Origin of the sequence: Pseudomonas taiwanensis, assembly GCF_013393345.1 — a bacterium.
Classification (GTDB): domain Bacteria; phylum Pseudomonadota; class Gammaproteobacteria; order Pseudomonadales; family Pseudomonadaceae; genus Metapseudomonas; species Metapseudomonas resinovorans_C.
In genome coordinates this window covers 36,279-55,204 of record NZ_QJRF01000048.1, presented here as the reverse complement: position 1 = coordinate 55,204, position 18,926 = coordinate 36,279, and the positions used below count along the sequence as shown (strand labels likewise).

Annotated in this window: 19 protein-coding genes; 11 read left to right on the top strand and 8 right to left on the bottom strand. The window is 64.5% G+C overall.

The genetic code is table 11. From position 1 onward, the window contains the following. The first annotated feature begins 127 nt into the window (after nucleotides 1-127). From DM872_RS09865 to DM872_RS09835, 7 genes are all read left to right on the top strand, one after another. Complete coding sequence (locus tag DM872_RS09865; RefSeq protein ID WP_179059315.1) at nucleotides 128-1,402, top strand: aromatic ring-hydroxylating oxygenase subunit alpha; 1,275 nt, start codon at nucleotides 128-130, stop codon at nucleotides 1,400-1,402. An 81-nt stretch (nucleotides 1,403-1,483) separates the two neighbouring features. Continuing rightward, nucleotides 1,484-1,960, top strand: a complete 477-nt coding sequence (locus DM872_RS09860; protein WP_179059314.1) for an aromatic-ring-hydroxylating dioxygenase subunit beta — start codon at nucleotides 1,484-1,486, stop codon at nucleotides 1,958-1,960. A gap of 10 nt (nucleotides 1,961-1,970) precedes the next feature. After that, nucleotides 1,971-2,711 (top strand): SDR family NAD(P)-dependent oxidoreductase, encoded by a 741-nt coding sequence (locus tag DM872_RS09855; RefSeq protein ID WP_179059313.1) that lies wholly within the window; start codon nucleotides 1,971-1,973, stop codon nucleotides 2,709-2,711. Between the two features lie 94 nt (nucleotides 2,712-2,805). Next, nucleotides 2,806-3,765 carry a PDR/VanB family oxidoreductase gene (locus tag DM872_RS09850; RefSeq protein WP_179059312.1) on the top strand — a complete coding sequence of 320 codons (960 nt, stop codon included), beginning with the start codon at nucleotides 2,806-2,808 and terminating at the stop codon, nucleotides 3,763-3,765. Between the two features lie 18 nt (nucleotides 3,766-3,783). Beyond that, entirely contained in the window at nucleotides 3,784-4,284 is a 501-nt protein-coding gene (locus tag DM872_RS09845) for a flavin reductase (RefSeq protein WP_179059311.1), read from the top strand. Between the two features lie 390 nt (nucleotides 4,285-4,674). Further along, nucleotides 4,675-5,952, top strand: coding sequence for an OprD family porin (locus DM872_RS09840; RefSeq protein WP_179059310.1), 1,278 nt, complete (start codon nucleotides 4,675-4,677; stop codon nucleotides 5,950-5,952). Between the two features lie 60 nt (nucleotides 5,953-6,012). After that, the gene (locus tag DM872_RS09835) at nucleotides 6,013-6,636 is read left to right on the top strand and encodes an NIPSNAP family protein (protein WP_179059309.1); all 624 of its coding nucleotides are present in this window, start codon (nucleotides 6,013-6,015) and stop codon (nucleotides 6,634-6,636) included. A gap of 189 nt (nucleotides 6,637-6,825) precedes the next feature. Here the strand turns inward: DM872_RS09835 and DM872_RS09830 are convergent, their stop codons facing one another. Further along, on the bottom strand, nucleotides 6,826-7,710 hold the full coding sequence (locus DM872_RS09830) for a LysR family transcriptional regulator (protein ID WP_151132313.1): 885 nt from the start codon (nucleotides 7,708-7,710) through the stop codon (nucleotides 6,826-6,828). Nucleotides 7,711-7,845: 135 nt separating this feature from the next. Between DM872_RS09830 and DM872_RS09825 the strand changes: the two genes are divergently transcribed. From DM872_RS09825 to DM872_RS09810, 4 genes are all read left to right on the top strand, one after another. Continuing rightward, nucleotides 7,846-8,967 (top strand): muconate cycloisomerase family protein, encoded by a 1,122-nt coding sequence (locus tag DM872_RS09825; protein ID WP_179059390.1) that lies wholly within the window; start codon nucleotides 7,846-7,848, stop codon nucleotides 8,965-8,967. 15 nt (nucleotides 8,968-8,982) lie between these two features. After that, a complete protein-coding gene (gene catC / locus DM872_RS09820; RefSeq protein ID WP_028628792.1) occupies nucleotides 8,983-9,273 on the top strand; it encodes a muconolactone Delta-isomerase in 291 nt (96 codons plus the stop codon). 39 nt (nucleotides 9,274-9,312) lie between these two features. Beyond that, on the top strand, nucleotides 9,313-10,239 hold the full coding sequence (gene catA, locus DM872_RS09815; protein ID WP_179059308.1) for a catechol 1,2-dioxygenase: 927 nt from the start codon (nucleotides 9,313-9,315) through the stop codon (nucleotides 10,237-10,239). 454 nt (nucleotides 10,240-10,693) lie between these two features. After that, nucleotides 10,694-11,557, top strand: a complete 864-nt coding sequence (locus DM872_RS09810; RefSeq protein WP_179059307.1) for an alpha/beta hydrolase — start codon at nucleotides 10,694-10,696, stop codon at nucleotides 11,555-11,557. A gap of 137 nt (nucleotides 11,558-11,694) precedes the next feature. Here DM872_RS09810 and DM872_RS09805 read toward each other — a convergent pair whose 3' ends face one another. The 7 genes from DM872_RS09805 to antC all read right to left on the bottom strand — a co-directional run bounded on the left by DM872_RS09805 (nucleotide 11,695) and on the right by antC (nucleotide 18,918). Continuing rightward, nucleotides 11,695-12,948: an OprD family porin gene (locus DM872_RS09805; protein ID WP_179059306.1), complete on the bottom strand. Its 1,254-nt coding sequence runs from the start codon at nucleotides 12,946-12,948 to the stop codon at nucleotides 11,695-11,697. Between the two features lie 133 nt (nucleotides 12,949-13,081). Then, complete coding sequence (locus tag DM872_RS09800; RefSeq protein ID WP_179059305.1) at nucleotides 13,082-13,771, bottom strand: ABC transporter ATP-binding protein; 690 nt, start codon at nucleotides 13,769-13,771, stop codon at nucleotides 13,082-13,084. Then, nucleotides 13,764-14,513, bottom strand: a complete 750-nt coding sequence (locus tag DM872_RS09795) for an ABC transporter ATP-binding protein (RefSeq protein ID WP_179059304.1) — start codon at nucleotides 14,511-14,513, stop codon at nucleotides 13,764-13,766. Before DM872_RS09795 ends, DM872_RS09800 begins: the two co-directional genes overlap by 8 nt. Then, nucleotides 14,510-15,529, bottom strand: a complete 1,020-nt coding sequence (locus tag DM872_RS09790) for a branched-chain amino acid ABC transporter permease (protein WP_179059303.1) — start codon at nucleotides 15,527-15,529, stop codon at nucleotides 14,510-14,512. The genes DM872_RS09795 and DM872_RS09790 overlap by 4 nt, the downstream gene beginning before the upstream one ends. 10 nt (nucleotides 15,530-15,539) lie before the next feature. Then, complete coding sequence (locus tag DM872_RS09785) at nucleotides 15,540-16,451, bottom strand: branched-chain amino acid ABC transporter permease (RefSeq protein WP_179059302.1); 912 nt, start codon at nucleotides 16,449-16,451, stop codon at nucleotides 15,540-15,542. 61 nt (nucleotides 16,452-16,512) lie between these two features. Continuing rightward, nucleotides 16,513-17,676 carry an ABC transporter substrate-binding protein gene (locus DM872_RS09780; RefSeq protein ID WP_179059301.1) on the bottom strand — a complete coding sequence of 388 codons (1,164 nt, stop codon included), beginning with the start codon at nucleotides 17,674-17,676 and terminating at the stop codon, nucleotides 16,513-16,515. Nucleotides 17,677-17,892: 216 nt separating this feature from the next. After that, nucleotides 17,893-18,918 carry an anthranilate 1,2-dioxygenase electron transfer component AntC gene (gene antC / locus DM872_RS09775; RefSeq protein ID WP_179059300.1) on the bottom strand — a complete coding sequence of 342 codons (1,026 nt, stop codon included), beginning with the start codon at nucleotides 18,916-18,918 and terminating at the stop codon, nucleotides 17,893-17,895. Between the last annotated feature and the right edge of the window lie 8 nt (nucleotides 18,919-18,926).

Sequence of the window (18,926 nt, the reverse complement as noted above, 5' to 3'; positions counted from 1 at the left end):
GCGAGGGGGACGCCGAGTTCTTGCTCGCGAAAGGGGAGCGACCGGGGTTCGCGAGCAAGCTCGCTCCTACGGAAGCCGCCAACAAGAAATTTTGTAAGTCGGCGCCTTGCGTCGACGAGGAGTGATCGTGACCAACCTGATCGAAACCGTGAACCTGGCCAGCTCGCCGGCCGACCTGGTGCTGCACGACCGCGTGCACACCTCCCTCTACACCGACGCCCGCATCTTCGACGAAGAGCTGGAAAAGGTCTTCTACAGCACCTGGATCTGGGTGGCCCACGCCAGCGAGATTCCGGAAGGCGGCAGCTACAAGAGCACCTACATCGGCAAGCAGCCGGTGATCGTCGTGCGCGACCGCAAGAAGGACGTGCACGTGCTGCTCAACCGTTGCCGCCACCGTGGCGCAACCGTTTGCGAACACAAGAAGGGCAAGGCCAACAGCTTCGTCTGCCCGTACCACGGCTGGAGCTATGCCCTGGACGGCAGCCTGCGTGGCGTGCCGCACCCGGAGAGCTATGCCGACTGCCTGGACAAGGGCGAGCTGCCGCTGGTGAGCCTGCGTGTCGAGGAATACAACGGCATGATCTTCGCCACCTTCAAGGACGACATCGAGCCGCTGGTGGACTTCCTCGGCCCAGCCAAGAAGTGGATCGACCTGTTCATGAAACAGGGTGCCGGCTACGGCGTGAAGGTTTCCGGTGAACACCGCTTCCGCTTCCCCGGCAACTGGAAGATCCAGCTGGAAAACACCACCGACGCCTACCACTTCCCGCTGGTGCACAAGTCGTTCCTGTCCTCGGTGGACGAGCAGACCCTGGAACTCTTCGACTTCGTTAAGGGCCCGGGCTACGTCGAAGACCTCGGCAACGGCCACAGCGTGATGGTGATGATCCCCGAGCTGGTGGACCTGGAAGCCAACCTCGACCAGCCGATCCCCGAGCGCTTCGAGGCCCTGGCCGAAGAGCTTCGCGCCGAAGGCATCGAGGAGCAGCAGGTGCGCCGCATCGTTCGCGCCGTCGGTGGTTCCGGCTTCAACCTCAACCTGTTCCCCAACGTGGCCTGCTCCATGGCCTTCTTCCGCGTGCTGCAGCCGGTCGCGGTGGACGAGACCGAGATCCACCACGCCGTGATCACCATGGACGGCGGCCCGGCCGTGGCCAACCGCTACCGCCTGCGCCTGCACGAACACTTCCAGGGCCCCATGGGCTTCGGCACCCCGGACGATTCCGAGGCCTGGGAGCGCGTGCAGAAGGGCGCCCAGGCGGGTACCGACCTCTGGATCATGCTCAACCGTGGCCTGCCCGGCGAGAAGCCGAGCGAGGACGGGCTGATCAGCGACGTGAGCGCCGAGACCGGCATGCGCGCTGCCTACCAGCAGTGGAAAAAGATGATGTCGGTCTGACCCTCATCCGCCTCTCTCCCGCCAGCGGGAGAGGGGCAAGGGATGGCGTCGCCACGAAACGCACTATTTGAGAGAAAAACCATGAACCTTGAACTGCTCAACCACGTCAGCGCCTTCATCTGGCAGGAAGCGGACATGCTCGACCACGGCGACTTCGACGCCTGGTTGAACCTGTGGACCGAGAAGGGCACCTACATCATCCCGATCGATCCGAACGAGACCGACTTCGAGAACACCCTGAACTACGCCTACGACGACCATCACATGCGTCAGCTGCGCGTGCAGCGCCTGATCGGTGGCGAGTCCATCTCCACCAGCCCGCGTGCCCGTACCGTGCGCGCCCTGTCGCGCTTCCGCGTGCTGGGTGAGGAAGACGGCGTGGTGACCGTGCGCTGCGCACAGAACCTGCGGGAGTTCCGCAAGGACGTGCTCAAGCACTACACCGCGGACATCACCTTCCAGCTCAAGCGCGAAGGCGACTGCTTCAAGATCCAGCGCAAGCTGATCCAGCTGATCAACTCCACCGATACCCTGGCCGGTATCGGCTACATCCTGTAAGGGCGCCGCCATGAGCCAGATTGCACTCGTCACCGGCGCCGCCCAAGGCCTCGGCCTCGCCATCGCCAGCCGCCTGTTCGCAGCAGGTTACGCCGTGGTGATCACCGACCTGTCGCTGGAAGGCGCCCAAGCCGCCGCCGACAGGCTCGACCCCAGTGGCGAGCGCAGTCTGGCGCTGAAGCTCGACGTGGCCAGCAAGGCCGACTTCGAGCTGGCGCTGACAGCGACCCTGGAACGCTTCGGCGCCCTGCACGTGGTGGTGAACAACGCCGCCATGACCATGACCACGCCGGTCATGCAGATCAGCCCCGAGGAGTTCGACCGCGTCCTCAGCTTGAACACACGCAGTGTCTTCGTCGGCTGCCAGGTATTCGGTGCGCATATGGCGGCGGCCGGCTACGGGCGCATCGTCAACATGGCGTCCCTGGCCGGACAGAACGGCGGCACCGCCACGGGCGCGCACTACGCCGCGTCCAAGGGCGCCATCGTCACCCTGACCAAGATCTTCGCCAAGGAGCTGGCGGCCAATGGTGTGACTGTCAATGCCATCGCGCCGGGGCCGATCGAGTCCCCGGCGGTACGTGCGGCAGTGCCGGCTGAACGCATGGAAGGACTGCTGGCCAACATCCCGGTCAAGCGCCTGGGCGATGCCGATTTCCTCGGAGACCTGGTCGTGCAGTTGGCACGCCCGGAGGCCTACTTCACCACCGGGGCGACCTGGGATGTGAACGGCGGACTTTTTATGCGCTGAGTGCGCAACCTGACAAAGCAGTGTCGTGCGTGCAGTGCGGCAAGTAACAACGAAACAGAACAATCAGCACCTACGAGGGTGCGGGAAGGCCGGTATGAGTGAGCAAGTGTTGAATCTGGTGGTCCGCAAGCGGGTGGAGCAGGGCGAGGGCGTAGTGATCCTCGACCTCGCCGACCCATCGGGCAAACCCCTGCCGGCGTTCGAGGCCGGTGCCCATGTGGATATCCACCTGAAGTCCGGCCTGGTGCGCCAGTACTCCCTCTGCGGTGACCCGGCCAACGCCTCCGTCTATCGCCTGGGCGTGTTGCGCGACCCGGCTTCCCGTGGTGGTTCGGTTGCAGTCCACGAACTGCTGCAGGAAGGCAGCGAGGTCGCCATCGGCGCACCGCGCAACCTCTTCCCGCTGGCTAGCGGCGCGAGCCGTTCGATCCTCATCGGCGGTGGCATCGGCATCACCCCGATGATCGCCATGGCCCACGAACTGACCGCGAAGGACAGCGCCTTCGAGCTGCACTACTGCGGCCGCTCACGCAGCCGCACTGCCTTCCTCGACGAGCTGGAAAGCGCCGATTTCGCCGCCTGTGTGCATACCCACTTCGACGACGAGGCCGCCGAGCAGAAGCTCGACCTGCCCGCCGTGCTGGGCCAACCAGCGGCCGATGTTCACGTCTATGTCTGCGGCCCCGCCGGGTTCATGGACTGGGTGATCGCCGAAGCGGGCAAGGCCGGTTACGCCGACGATCACATTCACCGTGAGTACTTCCAGGTGGAAGTGGACGCCAGCGGCGACAGCTTCGAAGTGGTCGCTCAGCGCAGTGGCAAGACCGTGCAAGTGGCCGAGGGCCAGAGCATCGTCGACGCCCTTGCCGGTGTGGGCATCAAGATCGAGATTTCCTGCGAGCAGGGCGTCTGCGGGACTTGCCTGTGCGACGTGCTGGAAGGCGAACCGGACCACCGCGACGTTTACCTGACTGATGAAGAGAAGGCCGCCAACGACCAGATCCTGGTCTGCTGCTCGCGAGCCAAGTCGAACAAATTGGTGCTGGACATCTGACAGCAGAGGGGCAAGACCATGGTCGATACCAATGGATTCCGTAATGCCATGGCGCTGCTGGGCGGCGCCGTTTCAGTCATCACCACCGATGGCGCGGCGGGCCGCTGGGGCTTCACCGCCTCGGCGGTGTGCAGCGTCACCGACCAGCCGCCGACGCTGCTGGTGTGCATGAACCGCTCTTCGTTCGCCAATGGTCATTTCAAGCAGAACGGTGTGCTCAGCGTGAACGTGCTGACCGCCGAGCTGAAGGAGATATCCGCCGTGTTCGCCAACCGCGAACTGGACTCCGATCAGCGCTTCGCCCGCGCCAGCTGGAGCACCCTGGAGAGCGGTTCGCCGTTGCTCGACGATGCCCTGGTGAGCTTCGATTGCCGCATCGCCCAGGCCCATGAAGTGGGCTCGCACACCATCTTCTACTGCGAGGTGCTGGGCATCCGCCACGGCAAGAACCAGGAAGGCCTGGTGTATTTCAACCGCGCCTACCACCGCCTGGGCGACGCCTCGCGCTCGGCTTGCTGATTTGGGTTGGCCATGTAGGAGCGAGGGGGACGCCGAGTTCTTGCTCGCGAAAGATCGTTGCGGGGGTGTTCGCCAGCAAGCTGGCTCCTACGGCGAACTTCGTAGGTTGTGGCAGAGCGCAGCGAAGCCCAACGCGCGGTGTTGCAAAGAATTTCGGAGTCATTCCGGAATATCGGATGAAGTTGTAATTAATCCGTTTAAAAGTTTTACCCATAACTAAAAAACGAGGGCGCCCGTACATGTTCGGGTGGCGGGCCTTGCTACAACTTTTTTGCAGTAAGTGGTTATAAAAACAACAGCGTGGATTAACTGCCGAAGTTGCACTTCTTGCTCATTAATCTGCTCCCACTCGATGTGCCTTGCATGCACATGTAAGAAAGGATCACTTCCATGTTTCAGAAAAGCTGGCTGGCCAGCGGCGTAGCTGCCGCAGGCCTGATGGGGATGCTCATGCCGATGTCTGCTCAGGCAGACTTCGTGAAGGATCGGCAAATCAGCCTTGGCCTGCGTAACTTCTATATCGATCGTGACTTCAAACAGGATGATGCGCCGAAATCGCGTATCGGAAGTTGGACTCAGGGGTTCGATTTCCGCGCTATTTCCGGATATACCGAAGGCACTGTGCAGTTCGGTCTGGATGTATCCGGGCAATATGCCTATCGCCTGGACGGTGGTGGCGGTCGCGGCCCGGACACCATCATTCCTTACGACGACAGCAAGGGTGAGCAGGTGCGCGATTATGGCCGCGCCGCGCTGACCGGAAAGATGCGTTACTCCAAGACCGAATTGAAGGTCGGTGAACATCGCCCGATGCTGCCGGTGGCTTTCTACGACGATTCCCGCCAACTGATCACCACCTTCCATGGCTTCCTGCTGGAATCCCGTGAAGTGGACCGGCTGACACTGACCGGTGGCCGCTTCACCGAGATCAGCAGCCGTGAGTCGTCCAACCGCGAAAAGATGTACCTGTTCAATGGACCGGACATCAAACGCCGGAGCGACGGCCTGAACTTCGGCGGCGCCACCTACGCCTTTACCCCGAGCCTCACCGCCAGCTACTTCTACGGCCAGCTGGAAGACATCTACCAGCAGCACTACCTGGGCGCGACCCACACTGCTGACCTCGGCGGCGGTTATGGCCTGAAGACCGACCTGCGCTACTTCGACAACAGCGAAGACGGCAAGGCGCTCTATGGCGATATCGACAACCACTCCTATGGCGCCATGACCACCGTGCGCAAGGGGCCCCACGCCATCGGCGTCGGCTACCAGCGCATGCTCGGCGAGAGTGTTTTCCCGACGCTGAACGGCTACGCGCCGCAGCCGTACCTGGTGAACTGGTCCACCGTCGGCTTCGTCAAACCGAACGAAAGCTCCTGGCAGCTGCGCTACGACCTCGACTTCGCCGCCTACGGCGTGCCTGGTCTGAAGCTGATGACCCGTTACCTGCGAGGCACCGGCATCGACCGTGGCAACAACGCGCTGGACCAGAACGTCGAGAGCGAACGCAACCTCTACCTCAGCTACGTGGTGCAGAGCGGCGCGCTCAAGGGCGTCGGTTTCGAGTGGCGCAACATCGACGTCAAGACCCGCTACGGCAACGGCAATGCCTCGGGTCCGGACTATCAGGAGAACCGCCTGATCACCACCTACACCTTCAAGTTCTGACCCAACCGGGCCGGCCGGAAACGGTCGGCCCACCTTTTCGTACCTGGCAGCGAGACCCCGATGCGACTCTACGAACTCATCACCTTCACCCTGCGCGTGCGCACGCCGGCCGCGGCACTGGCGCGCCTGGAATCGACACTGGCCGAGGCGGCGCCGGGCTGCACCTTGGTGGGTTGCTGGGCCTCGGAAATCGGACCGCTGAACCAGATCGCCGTCCTGCGTGGCTTCAGCGACGAGAACGCGCGGCAGACCGAGCGCGAGCGCTTCCTGCTGGCGCGGGATGCGTTTGGCATCGAAGAGTTCATGCTCGACATGAAGGTGGAGAACTACACGCTGTTCCCCTTCCTCGAACCCCTGGCGTCGGGTGCCCATGGGCCCTTCTACGAACTGCGTGAATACAACCTGATTCCTTCCGGCCTGACGCCCACCCTGGAAGGCTGGAAGAAAGCCGTCGGCCCGCGCACGGGTGAAGGTTATTCACAGGTTTATGCGGCCTTCTACGCCACCGACGGACGTACGCCGCGCTACCTTCACATCTGGCCCTACGCGACCCTGGAACAGCGCCTCGACGTGCGCAAGCGGGCCGTCGAGGACGGCGTCTGGCCCCCGGAAAACTCCGGTCCACAATTGCGCGAAATGCATTCCACCGCCTACCTGCCGGCGAAGTTCTCGCCCTTGCAGTAGGCGAATCCTTTTTAGCTTTACCTCAGCCCGTTCCACTCCTTTGCGGGCTTTTTTTCTTGTTGTAGGGGCGGTCGCTTTTTTGTGGGGGCGAATTCATTCGCTATGGGCAGCGCAGCTGCCCCGAATATTCCAAGGGCAGACCTGCGGCCTGCTCAGCGAATGAATTCGCCCCCACAAGGTGTCCGCTGTTCAGCCGATATGCCCTTCGGCCAGCTCTTCGATAAGCGCCAGGCAATGGGTCAGCGCTGGAGAGGCGTCGCCCACGCGGCGACTGATGATGATGGGTGAGGTGGCCTGGGCTTCCTGCAGGCTGGCATAGCCGATGTCGATGCGGTGCAGCACTTGCACTGAGGCCGGCACCAGGGTGATGCCGATGCCGGCGGCGACCAGGCCGATGGCGGTCTGCAGTTCGTTGGTCCATTGCGCCACTTCGATCTGCAGGCCATAGGCGGCGAACAGTGACAACACATGGTCGGCATAGCTCGGCCGCGGGTTGCCCGGATAGAGCACGAAGGGCTCCTGGGCGAGGTCGGTGAGACTCACCGGGCCAGGCAGCAGCGGGTGTCCGGCGGGAAGGGCGGCTACTAGCGGGTCGAGGGTCAACACCTCTTGCTGGATGGCCGGATCGTTGATGTGGATGCGGCCGAAGCCGACATCGATGCGGCCGGCCTTGAGGGAGTCCACCTGTTGCAGGGTGGTCATCTCGGAAAGGCCCAGCTCCAGGCCGGCATCGCTGCGCAGGCGGCGGATCAGGTCGGGTAGAACACCGTAGAGGGTGGAGGGCGCGAAGCCGATACCGAGCCAGGCTTTTTCGCCCGACCCAATGCGGCGGGTATTGTCACAAACCTTGCCCAGTTGCTCGAGCAGGGTGCGGGAATGCTCGTGGAAAAAGCGTCCGGCTTCGGTCAGGCGCAGGGGTCTGCCACGGTCCAGCAAGGCCACCCCGAGTTCCTCCTCGAGCTGCTGGATCTGGCGGCTCAACGGGGGTTGAGCAATGTGCAGACGCTCGGCGGCACGGGTGAAATTGAGGGTTTCGGCAAGCGCCTGGAAGTAGCGCAGATGGCGAAGCTCCATGGTGACTCCGGGGCGGTGGCTGTGCGAGGTATTCGATACCCTGTGGGTATCGTGCTAGACAAACTCTATATTGGACCCCGCGATTTGTCGCGGCCACTATCGGGACCAGATGAAACGAACCTGATGGGTATTGAAGTGAGCCAAGTCCTGATCGAAAGCGTCGAGACGATCATCGTCGACCTGCCGACCATCCGCCCGCACAAGCTGGCCATGCACACCATGCAGAACCAGACGCTGGTGGTGATTCGCCTGCGCTGCTCCGATGGCATCGAAGGCCTCGGCGAGTCCACCACCATCGGTGGCCTGGCCTACGGCAACGAGAGCCCGGAAAGCATCAAGCAGAACATCGACAGCCACCTCGCTCCGCTGCTGATCGGCCAGGACGCCAACAACATCAACGCCGCCATGCTGCGCCTGGACAAGGCCGCCAAGGGCAACACCTTCGCCAAGTCCGGCCTGGAAAGCGCGCTGCTGGATGCCCAGGGCAAGCGCCTCGGCCTGCCGGTGAGCGAGCTGCTCGGTGGCCGCGTGCGTGACGGCCTGGAAGTGGCCTGGACCCTGGCCAGCGGCGACACCGCCAAGGACATCGCCGAAGCCGAGCACATGCTGGAAATCCGCCGCCACCGCATCTTCAAGCTGAAGATCGGTGCGGGCGAAGTGAACCGCGACCTCAAGCACGTGATCGCCATCAAGCAAGCCCTGGGCGACAACGCCAGCGTGCGTGTCGATGTGAACCAGGCCTGGGACGAGTCCGTCGCCCTGCGTGCCTGCCGCATTCTCGGTGACAATGGCATCGACCTGATCGAGCAGCCCATCTCGCGCATCAACCGTTCCGGCCAGGTGCGTCTGAACCAGCGCAGCCCGGCGCCGATCATGGCCGACGAATCCATCGAAAGCGTCGAAGACGCCTTCAGCCTGGCCGCCGACGGCGCCGCCAGCATCTTCGCCCTGAAGATCGCCAAGAACGGTGGCCCGCGTGCCGTGCTGCGCACCGCGCAGATCGCCGAAGCGGCCGGTATCGCCCTGTACGGCGGCACCATGCTCGAAGGCTCCATCGGTACCCTGGCGTCGGCCCATGCCTTCGTCACCCTGAAGCAACTGACCTGGCACACCGAGCTGTTCGGGCCGCTGCTGCTGACCGAGGAAATCGTCAGCGAAGCGCCGGTCTACCGCGACTTCCAGCTGCACGTGCCGCGTACCCCGGGCCTTGGGCTGGCCCTGGACGAAGAGCGCCTGGCGTTCTTCCGCCGCAAGTAAACAGGAGACCTTTCCATGCTGTTCCACGTGAAGATGACCGTGAAACTCCCGGTCGACATGGACCCGGCCAAGGCTGCCAAGCTCAAGGCCGACGAGAAAGAACTGGCCCAGCGCCTGCAGCGCGAGGGCAAGTGGCGTCACCTGTGGCGCATCGCCGGCCACTACGCCAACTACAGCGTCTTCGACCTCGCCAGTGTTGAAGAACTGCACGACACCCTGATGCAGCTGCCGCTCTTCCCCTACATGGAGATCGAGGTGGACGGTCTCTGCCGCCACCCGTCATCGATTCACGAAGACGATCGCTGATCGATTCGCGCCCGATAACAACAAGATGAGGAAATAGCCATGACTATCAAACTGTCCAGCAACGAAAGCGTCCAGAAGTTCTTCCAGGAAGTGAGCGGCTTCAACAATGACCTGGGTAGCCAGCGCATGAAGAAGCTGGTGAACCGCATCCTGGTCGACTCCATCAAGATCATCGAAGACCTGGAAGTCACCACCGAAGAGTTCTGGAAAGCGGTGGACTACTTCAATCGCATGGGCGCCCGTGGCGAAGCTGGCCTGCTGGTTGCCGGCCTCGGCCTGGAGCATTACCTGGACCTGCTGCTGGATGCCCAGGACGAGCAGGCCGGCCTGACCGGCGGCACTCCGCGCACCATCGAAGGCCCGCTGTACGTGGCCGGCGCGCCGCTGTCCGAAGGTGAAACCCGCATGGATGACGGTACCGATGCAGGCACCGTGATGTTCCTGCAGGGCCAGGTCAAAGACGCCGATGGCAAGCCGATTGCCGGTGCTGTGGTCGACCTGTGGCACGCCAACACCAAGGGCACCTACTCCTACTTCGACACCACCCAGTCGGACTACAACCTGCGTCGCCGCATCGTCACCGACGCCGAAGGCCGCTACCGCGCCCGCAGCATCGTGCCGTCCGGCTACGGCTGCCCGCCGGATGGCACCACCCAGGAAGTGCTGAACCACCTGGGCCGCCACGGCAATCGTCCGGCGCACATCCACTTCTTCATCTCCGCGCCGGGTTATCGCCACCTGACCACCCAGATCAACCTGTCGGGCGACGAATACCTGTGGGACGACTTCGCCTACGCCACCCGTGATGGCCTGGTGGGCGAGATCCGCTTCACCGAAGACGCCGCCGCTGCCGCCGCTCGTGGCGCCGTGGACCGCTTCGCCGAGATCGACTTCGACTTCCAGCTGCAGTCGGCTCCGAGCCCGGAGCAGGAAGCCATCCGCGACCGCGTTCGCGCCGAAGCCTGAGTCCCCGAATCGGCGGGGGAGGCTGGTTCCCCCGCTGTTTGAGCCGGCCATTTTGGCCGGCTTTTTTATGGGCGGTTGTTTAGCCTGGATCGGTCGTCTGGGCGTCGTCGAACTCCGCTTCCCTCACCCCAACCCCGCTCTGCGCCCCGGCCAGTTCGCTTCGCGCCCTGGCGCTCATCGGCACCGAAAGCGGTGCTTTCGAAAGCGTGCCTCTTCGCCCCAGAGGGAGAGGGGGCTGTCCGTGCAGGATGGCTGGTGAGTGCCCGGCGCGAGTCACCCCTCGCCCTCCGGGAGAGGGGCCGGGGGTGAGGGTGGTTGATCGCCCGCTCGATTTCGCGAATGAATTCGCTCCCACAAACGCAGGACAAACTCCCCGGATAACCATCCCCGACTATCCGGATTTCCCGGTTCCTCCGATTGCCGCCTAATCGACGGACAACCCTCGGAGGTCCCCATGACCCGCCCCAGCGATCCGGCCGAACTGGCCGCCTATTACGACGTGCAATACAACGCCCGCGCCAGCGTCGAGGACTACGACCGGTACCCGCGCCAGTACCGCGCACTGAGCGACGACGCCCACGCCGCGCTGCGCTGCTTCAAGGACGTGTCTTACGGTCCGGGCGCCGCCGAGCAGCTGGATATCTTCCCGGCCGCGCAGCCGAATGCCCCGGTGCTGCTGTTCATTCACGGCGGCTATTGGCGCGCGCTGTCCAAGGCCGACTCGGCTTTCATGGCGCCAGCCCTGACGGCGGCTGGCGCCTGCGTGGTGGTAATGGATTACGACCTGGCCCCGGCCGTGACCCTCGATCACATCGTCGACCAGACCCGCCGCGCGCTGGCCTGGCTGCATCGGCATATCGTCGAGTTCGGCGGTGACCCGCAGCGGCTGTATGCCAGCGGCAGCTCTGCCGGCGGGCATCTGACAGCAATGCTCCTGGCCGGCGGCTGGCAGGGGAGTTATGGCGTGTCGGACAACGTGCTGTGCGGCGCACTGCCCATCAGCGGGCTGTTCGACCTGCATCCGTTGCTGGAGACCCATATCAACGGCTGGATGGGGATGGACGAAGTGGCGGCGCGGCGCAATAGCCCGGCCTTCCATCTGCCGACGCAGGGGGCGGAACTGGTGATCAGTTACGGGGCGCTGGAGACGGCGGAGTTCGCTCGCCAGTCCCATGACTTCCTAGAGGCCTGGTGCGCGAGCGGGCTGCCGGGGCGCTTTGTCGAAGCGCCCGGCAAGAACCATTTCGATGTGGTGCTGGAGTTGGGGCAGCCGGGGACGCCGTTGTATCGGGCGATGTGCGAATTGATGGAGTTGTAGCAGACCCTTTGTGGGGGCGATTTCAATCGCTGAGGGGCACGCAGTGCCCCTGATGGCAGACCTGCGGTCTGCATCGCGAATGAATTCGCCCCCACAGGAAAAGCAGCCCACAGGACATCCACCGGCAGCAGTGCTCGTCAGAACAGTGCCAATGTGTAATTGAGGATCAGGCGGTTCTCGTCGATGTCGGTGCGGTAGTTGGAACGCGCGGTGACATTACGGATGCGCACGCCCAGGCCCTTGAGCGAGCCGCTCTGGATCACGTAGCCGATGTCCAGGTCGCGCTCCCAGTCCTCGCCTTCGAAGCCCTTGCCGGTGTCGACGTTGTCGCCCTTGATGTAGCGCAGGGTGGTGGTCAGGCCGGGGATGCCGAGGGCGGCGAAATCGTAGTCGTGGCGCACCTGCCAGGAGCGCTCATCCGCCGAGGCGAACTCGTAGGTCGGGACTTCGTTGCCCAGCGGGGTGATGTTGGCGAACACCTTGGGGAAGCCCTGGTCGCCGTACATGCCCTGGTAGCCGACGAAGAAGGTGTGGCCGCCACGCTTGGCCGAGAACAGGGAGTAGAAGGCCTGGTTGTCGACTTCGCCTATCAGCTTCTTGCCGTCTTCGTTGGAGTCGTAGAAGCCGGCATTGACGCCCAATACCCAGTCGCCCACAGGTTCGGCGTGCTTGAGGCTAATCAGGCGCTGGTCGTAGATGTCTTCCAGTTGCGCATACCAGGCGCCGACCGTGGTGCGGTTGCTGTTGAAGGCGTAATCCGCGCCCGCGTAGTTGAACGCATCGCTCGAGGCTTGGCGCTGCGGCTGGAAGCCGATCTGGGCCTGGATCTTGTCGTCGCCGGCCTCGTTGCGCAGGCTGGTGCCAGTCAGATGGCCACCTTGCAGGGTGAGGCCGGCGATCTCGCTGGAGGTGACGCTGGCGCCCTGGTAGCTGGGCGGCAGCAGGCGGATGTCGCTGAACATCAGCACCGGCAGGTTGGGCTGCAACTCACCCACTTTCAGCTCGGTTTTCGACACGCGCATCTTCCCGGCCACGCCCAGGCGGCTGTAGTCGTCGGCGGCCTCGCCATCTTCCTGCACCGGCAGCAGGCCGGTGTTCACCCGGTCGGGGCTGCTGTCGAGCTTGATACCGAGGGTGCCGATGGCATCGATACCGAAGCCCACGGTTCCCGGCGTGTAGCCGGACTTGAAGTTGAGGATGAAGCCCTGGGCCCATTCCTCGGCCTTGGACTGTTGGTTCGGACCGACGATGTCGGAGAAATCGCGGCTGAAGTAGTAGTTGCGCAGCTGCAGGGTGGCGGTGGAGTCCTCGATGAAGCCGGATTCCGCGGCCAGCGCGCTGAGGGGAAGGGTGCTCAAAAGGAGGGGTAACGCACGGGACTTGTAGATCATCGCAAGGCTCTTCTTCTTCTGGTTTTTGGGCGCAGCCGTCCGCCGCCGGCATGTTGCGAAGCCGGCGGGAGGCGGGTTGCGTCGGGGTTGCCGGTCCGTCGTGACGACGGACCGGGCGGGTCGGGGCGGTGCTCTAGACGCCCAGGTATCGGTGGGAAAGCTCGGGGGCAGCCGCCAGCTCCGCTGGCGTGCCCTGCCAGACCTGGCGGCCCTTCTCGATGATGTGATGGCGGTCCACCACTCGCGCCATCTCCTTGAGGTTCTTGTCGATCACCAGGATGGTCTCGCCCTCGGTCTTGAGGGTGGCCAGGCAGTTCCAGATGGTCTCGCGGATCACCGGCGCCAGGCCTTCGGTGGCTTCGTCGAGGATCAGCAACTGCGGGTTGGTCATCAGCGCGCGGCCCACCACCAGCATCTGCTGCTCGCCGCCGGAGAGGGTCTTGGACAGTTGCTCCTGGCGTTCCTCCAGACGCGGGAACAGTGCGTAGATGCGCTTGAGGTCCCACTTGCCGCCCTTGCTGGCGGTGGCCAGCAGGTTCTCCTTCACGCTCAGGGTGCCGAAGGCGCGGCGGCCTTCCGGCACCAGGCCGAGGCCGGCCTGGGCGATGCGGTAGGGCGTGGCGCCGCGCATCTCCTTGCCGTGGATGCGGATGTTCCCGGCGCTCGGCTTGAGCAGGCCCATGATGGATTTCACCGTGGTGGTCTTGCCCATGCCATTGCGGCCGATCAGCGACACCACTTCGCCCTGTTCGATCTTCAGGTGCATGTCGAACAGTACCTGGCTCAGGCCGTAGCCGGCCTGCAATCCACTGACTTCAAGCATGTTCTTCCCCCAGGTAGGCGGCGCGGACCTGCGCGTTGCTGCGGACTTCTTCGACGGAGCCGGTGAGGATGGTCTGGCCGTAGACCAGCACGGTGATGCGGTCGGCCAGGGCGAACACGGCGTCCATGTCATGTTCCACCAGCAGGATGGCGTAGCGCCCCTTGAGCGACATGAGCAGCTCGGTCATGCGCGCGGATTCCTCGGCGCCCATGCCGGCCATGGGTTCGTCCAGCAGCAGCACCGAGGCTTCCTGGGCCAGCGCCAGGGCCAGTTCCAGCTGGCGGCGTTCGCCGTGGGACAGCTCGCTCACCCGGTCTTCGGCGCGATGGCCGAGGCCGACCTGCTCCAGGTAGCCGCGCGCCGGGTCCAGCAGGCTGCGGTCGCGGGACAGCGGTTTCCACATGCCGAAGCTCTTGCCTTCGCGGGCGGCGATGGCCACGGCGACGTTTTCCAGCAGGCTGAAGTCCGGGTAGAGCTGGCTGACCTGGAAGGACCGCGCCAGGCCCAGGCGTGGGCGTTCGTGGGCGGGCACATCGGTGATGTCCTTGCCGGCAAAGAGGATCTGCCCCTTGTCCTGACGGATTTCCCCGGCGATCTGCGAGATCAGCGTCGACTTGCCGGCACCGTTGGGGCCGATGATGGCGTGCAGCTCGCCAGCGGCCAGTTCCAGGTTGGCGCCATTGGTGGCCTTCACCGCACCGAAGGCCTTTTCCAGGCCACGGATGGACAGTTGCGCGCTCATGGGTGCACCTCGCGGGTGGTGGCGACAGGGGCGGGCTGGGCGGAGGGCTTGCGCGGACGCTGACGGGCCATCAGCAGGCCGTAGATGCCCTGGCGGCCGAACAGCACGACCAGCAGCAGGAGTGGGCCGAAGATCAGCAGCCAGTGCTCGGTCCACAGGCTCAGCAGTTGCTCCAGACCGAGGTAGACCGCGGCGCCCAGTACCGGGCCGAGCAGGGTGCCGACGCCACCGAGGATGACCATGGCCATCAGCTCGCCGGATTTCTGCCAGGACGCCATGTCGGGGCTGACGAACAGCGCGTAGTTGGCCCAGAGCAGACCGGCCAGGCCTGCACCGAGGCCGGCGATGACGAAGGTGGTGAGGCGATAGCGCAGGGGTTTCAGTCCCAGGCTGATGGTGCGCCTTTCGCTCTGCTTGAGGCCGCGCAGGACGAAGCCGAAGCGCGATCCCACCAGGCGCCGGCAGAACAGCAGCCAGGCCACCAGCAGGCCGACGCAGAGGTAATAGAACTGGTTGGCGTCGTTCAGGTCGAGGCCCGGAACCGTATTGCGCTCGTTCATCAGGATGCCGTCGTCGCCGCCGTAGAGGGACAGTGAGCCGAGGATGAAATAGAGCATCTGGCTGAAGGCCAGGGTGATCATGATGAACTGCACGCCGCTGGTGCGCAGCGACAGGTAGCCCATCACCAGGCCGAGCAGGGCGCAGCAGAGCAGGGCCAGCGGCCAGACCACCAATGCGCTGTTGCTGCCTTCCCAGCCCCACAGCGGCATGCCCTGGGACGTATGGAAGGCGATGATGCCGACCACATAACCGCCCAGGCCGAAGAAGGCGGCGTGGCCGAAGCTGACCATGGCGCCGTAGCCGATCAGCAGGTCCAGGCTGGCGGCGGCCATGCCGTAGATGGCCAGGCGGGTGAACAGGCTGACCAGGAAGGGTTCGTCGAGCAGCGCCGCCAGCAGCGGCATCAGCGCGAAGGTGGCCAGGCAGGCCAGGTCGATAATCAGTCGACGGGACATGGGATTCTCCTCAGGCACGGGCCGGCAGCAGGCCGCGCGGACGCACCAGCAGCACCAGGGCCATGACGATGTAGGCGCTGGCGGAAATCAGGCCGCCGCTCAGTGCGCCGCTGACATCGGCGGGCAGCAGCTGGTCCAGCAGCGGCGGGATGTAGGCGCGGCCGAGGCTGTCGACCATGCCGATCAGCAGGGCACCGACCAGGGCGCCACGTACCGAACCCACGCCGCCAACGACGATGACCACGAAGGTGGTGATCAGCACCTTCTCGCCCATGCCGATCTCCACCGAGAGCAGCGGCGCCGCCATGAATCCGGCGAGGCCGCAGAGCACGCAGCCAAAGACGAACACCAGGGTGTAGAGGCGGCTGATGTTGACCCCAAGGGCACCGACCATCTCGTGGTCGTCGGCACCCGCGCGGATCAGCATGCCCAGGCGGGTGTGGTTGATCAGCAGCCACATGCCGAGGGCCACCAGCAGGCCGGCGCCGATGAACAGCAGGCGGCTGACCGGGTACATCAGGCCGGGCAGCACTTCGACGAAGGTGTTGTACCAGTCCGGTGTCGGCATGGCCGGCGGGCTGCGGCCGAACAGCAGGGTGATCAGCTCGTTGCTGAAGAACACCACGGCCAGCGTCGCCAGCACCTGGTCGAGGTGGTCGCGGTTGTAGAGGCGGCGGATGATCCCGGTCTCGATCACCAGGCCATAGAGCGCGGCACCGGCCAGGGCAGCGAGGCCGCCGAGCCAGAAGGAGCCGCTGGCGATGGCGGTGTAGGCGGCGCAGAACGCACCGACCATGTAGAAGGCGCCGTGGGCCAGGTTGATGACACCCATGATGCCGAAGATCAGCGTCAGGCCGGAGGCGAGCAGGAACAGCAGGGCGCTGTACTGCAGGCCGTTGAGAAGTTGTTCGAGCAACAGCATGGCGAAGTCCTGCGGTGATGGCCCGCCGGGGTGGCCGGCGGGCTGGCGGTTCAGGTCGGGATCAGAGCGCGCACTGGGCCGCGTAACTGTCCACCTGGGCCTTGGCGATGGTCTTCACCGGCACTTCAGTGAGCTTGCCGTCGGCGCCGGCCTGGACCTTGAGCAGGTGCCAGTCGATCACCGCGTGCTGGTTGCTGCCGAAGCGGAAGTCGCCACGTACCGAGTCGAAACGGGCATCTCGCAGGGCGCTGCGGAAGGCTTCGGCGTTCTTGATGTCGCCGTTGGTGGCCTTGAGGGCGGAGCCGATCAGGCGCGCGGTGTCGTAGCCCTGGGCGGCGTACATGGTGGGCGCGCGGTTGTACTTCTCGGTGAACGCCTTGACGAAGGCCTGGTTGGCCGGGTTGTCGGACTGCGGGTTCCAGCCGCTGACCACGTTGACGCCCTCGGCCACGTTGCCGGTGGCGGCGAGCATGCGTTCGTCCATGGAGAACACCGGCACCACCATCGGGATGCTCTTGGCCAGGCCCGAGCTGCCGTACTGCTTGGCGAAGTTGATGCCGCCGCCGCCCGGATGGAACTGGAACACCGCGTCCGGGTTCAGCGAGCGGATGCGCGCCAGCTCCACGGAGAAGTCCAGCTGGTTGAGCTTGGTGTAGATCTCTGTGACCTCACCCTTGAAGGTGCGCTTGAACCCGGCCAGGGCATCGCGGCCGGCCTGGTAGTTGGGCGCGAGGATGACCATCTTCTTGTAGCCCAGGTCGTTGGCGGCCACACCGGCCATCTCGTGGGGTACGTCGTTCTGGTAGGAGGCGGCGAAGTAGTGGGGCTTGCACTGCGCGCCGGCGAGGTTGGAGGGCGCGGCGTTGGTGCTGATGTAGAAGCGGTCGCCCTGGGTGGCGCCGTTGACCACGGCGGCAAGGACGTTGGAGAACATCACACCGGTGTAGAGCGAGATGCCGTCGAGGCTCATGCGGTCGATGATCTGCTTGCCTTTGGCGGGCTGCAGGCCGTCGTCCTCCACCACCAGTTCCACTGGCACGCCGCCGAGCTTGCCGCCTTCCTGGTCCATGGCCAGGCGGAAGGCGTCGCGGGCGTCTTCGCCCAGGTAGCCAGCGGGGGTGGAGAGAGTGGTGATGAAGCCGATGCGCACAGGGTCCTGTGCCAGGACGGGGAGGGAAGAGGCCAGCGCGGCCCCGAGCATCGCAAGGTTCAGGGTTTTTTTCATGGTTACCGCCTTGGTTGCGCAGTGCCGTCGTGACTCGGCCTGCATAGTTGTTGTTTGGGCAGTTGGTGAAGCGGGTGGAGCGTGTTTGTTGTGGTTATGGGCACTCGCCGGGATGGGCGTGCATCGGACCCGTAGGAGCGAGCTTGCTCGCGAACGCGCCGCGCATTCGCCAGCAAGCTGGCTCCTACAAGTTCCTACGGAGGTCGGAGCGGGACCTCAGGTATTGCTCTCGGTGAATTTCTCGAAATACAGGTGGCCGTTGTCGATGCCGTTCTCCGTGAGCCAGGTCTTCACCGACTCGACCATCGGCGGCGGGCCGCAGAGGTACATGTCGAAGGGGGCTTCGCGCAGGGCCGCTGCATCGAAATGCTCGGGGACGTAGCCGCGCTTGCCGTTCCAGTCCTGGCCTTCGTCGCTGATCACCGGCGTGAAGCTGAAGCCTGGGATGCGCTCGGCGTAGCCCTGGATGCGCTCCAGCTCGCAGAGGTCCGCCACCTGGCGCACGCCGTAGAACAGGTGTACCGGCTGGCCGCAGCCGCCGCGTTCGGCGATTTCGTCGAGCATGCCGAGGAAGGCCGAGAGACCGGTGCCGCCGGCTACCAGCAGCAGCGGCTTCTCGATGTGGCGCATGTAGAAAGCACCCAGCGGGGCTTCGAAGCGGATTTCGTCACCCACCTTGCAGCGCTCGCGGATGTAGTTGCTCATCACTCCATCGGGCAGTAGGCGGATGAGGAATTGCAGCTTGTTCTCCGCATTCGGCCGGTTGGCGAAGGAGTAGGAGCGATTCGAGTCCGTGCCCGGCACCTGCAGGCGGGCGTACTGCCCCGGCAGGAACTCCAGCTGCTGGCCGTCGACACCAGCATCCAGATGGAGGATGGCGGTGGTCGGCGAGACCTGCTCCACGAAGGTGACGATGCCGCGCTCCTGCACTGTCTTCGACGCGCCGCAGAGGGCGGAGTCGAAGTCGAAGTAGAAGGACGCATCGGACTGCACGCGGGTCTGGCAGGTGAGCATCTTGCGCTGCTCCAGGTCCTTGGCCGACAAGGCCTCCTCGTCCACGTAGTCCATGGCGTAGCGGCCGGACTCGCAGCGGCCCATGCAGGTGCCGCAGACGCCCTCGCGGCAGTCCAGCGGAATGTTGATGCCGTTGCGCAGGGCGGCATCGAGAAGGATCTCGTTGCCCTGCACGGGGAAGAACAGGGTTTTGCCGTCGGCAAAACTGAAGGCGACCTTGTGGTTCATGGCGCGTA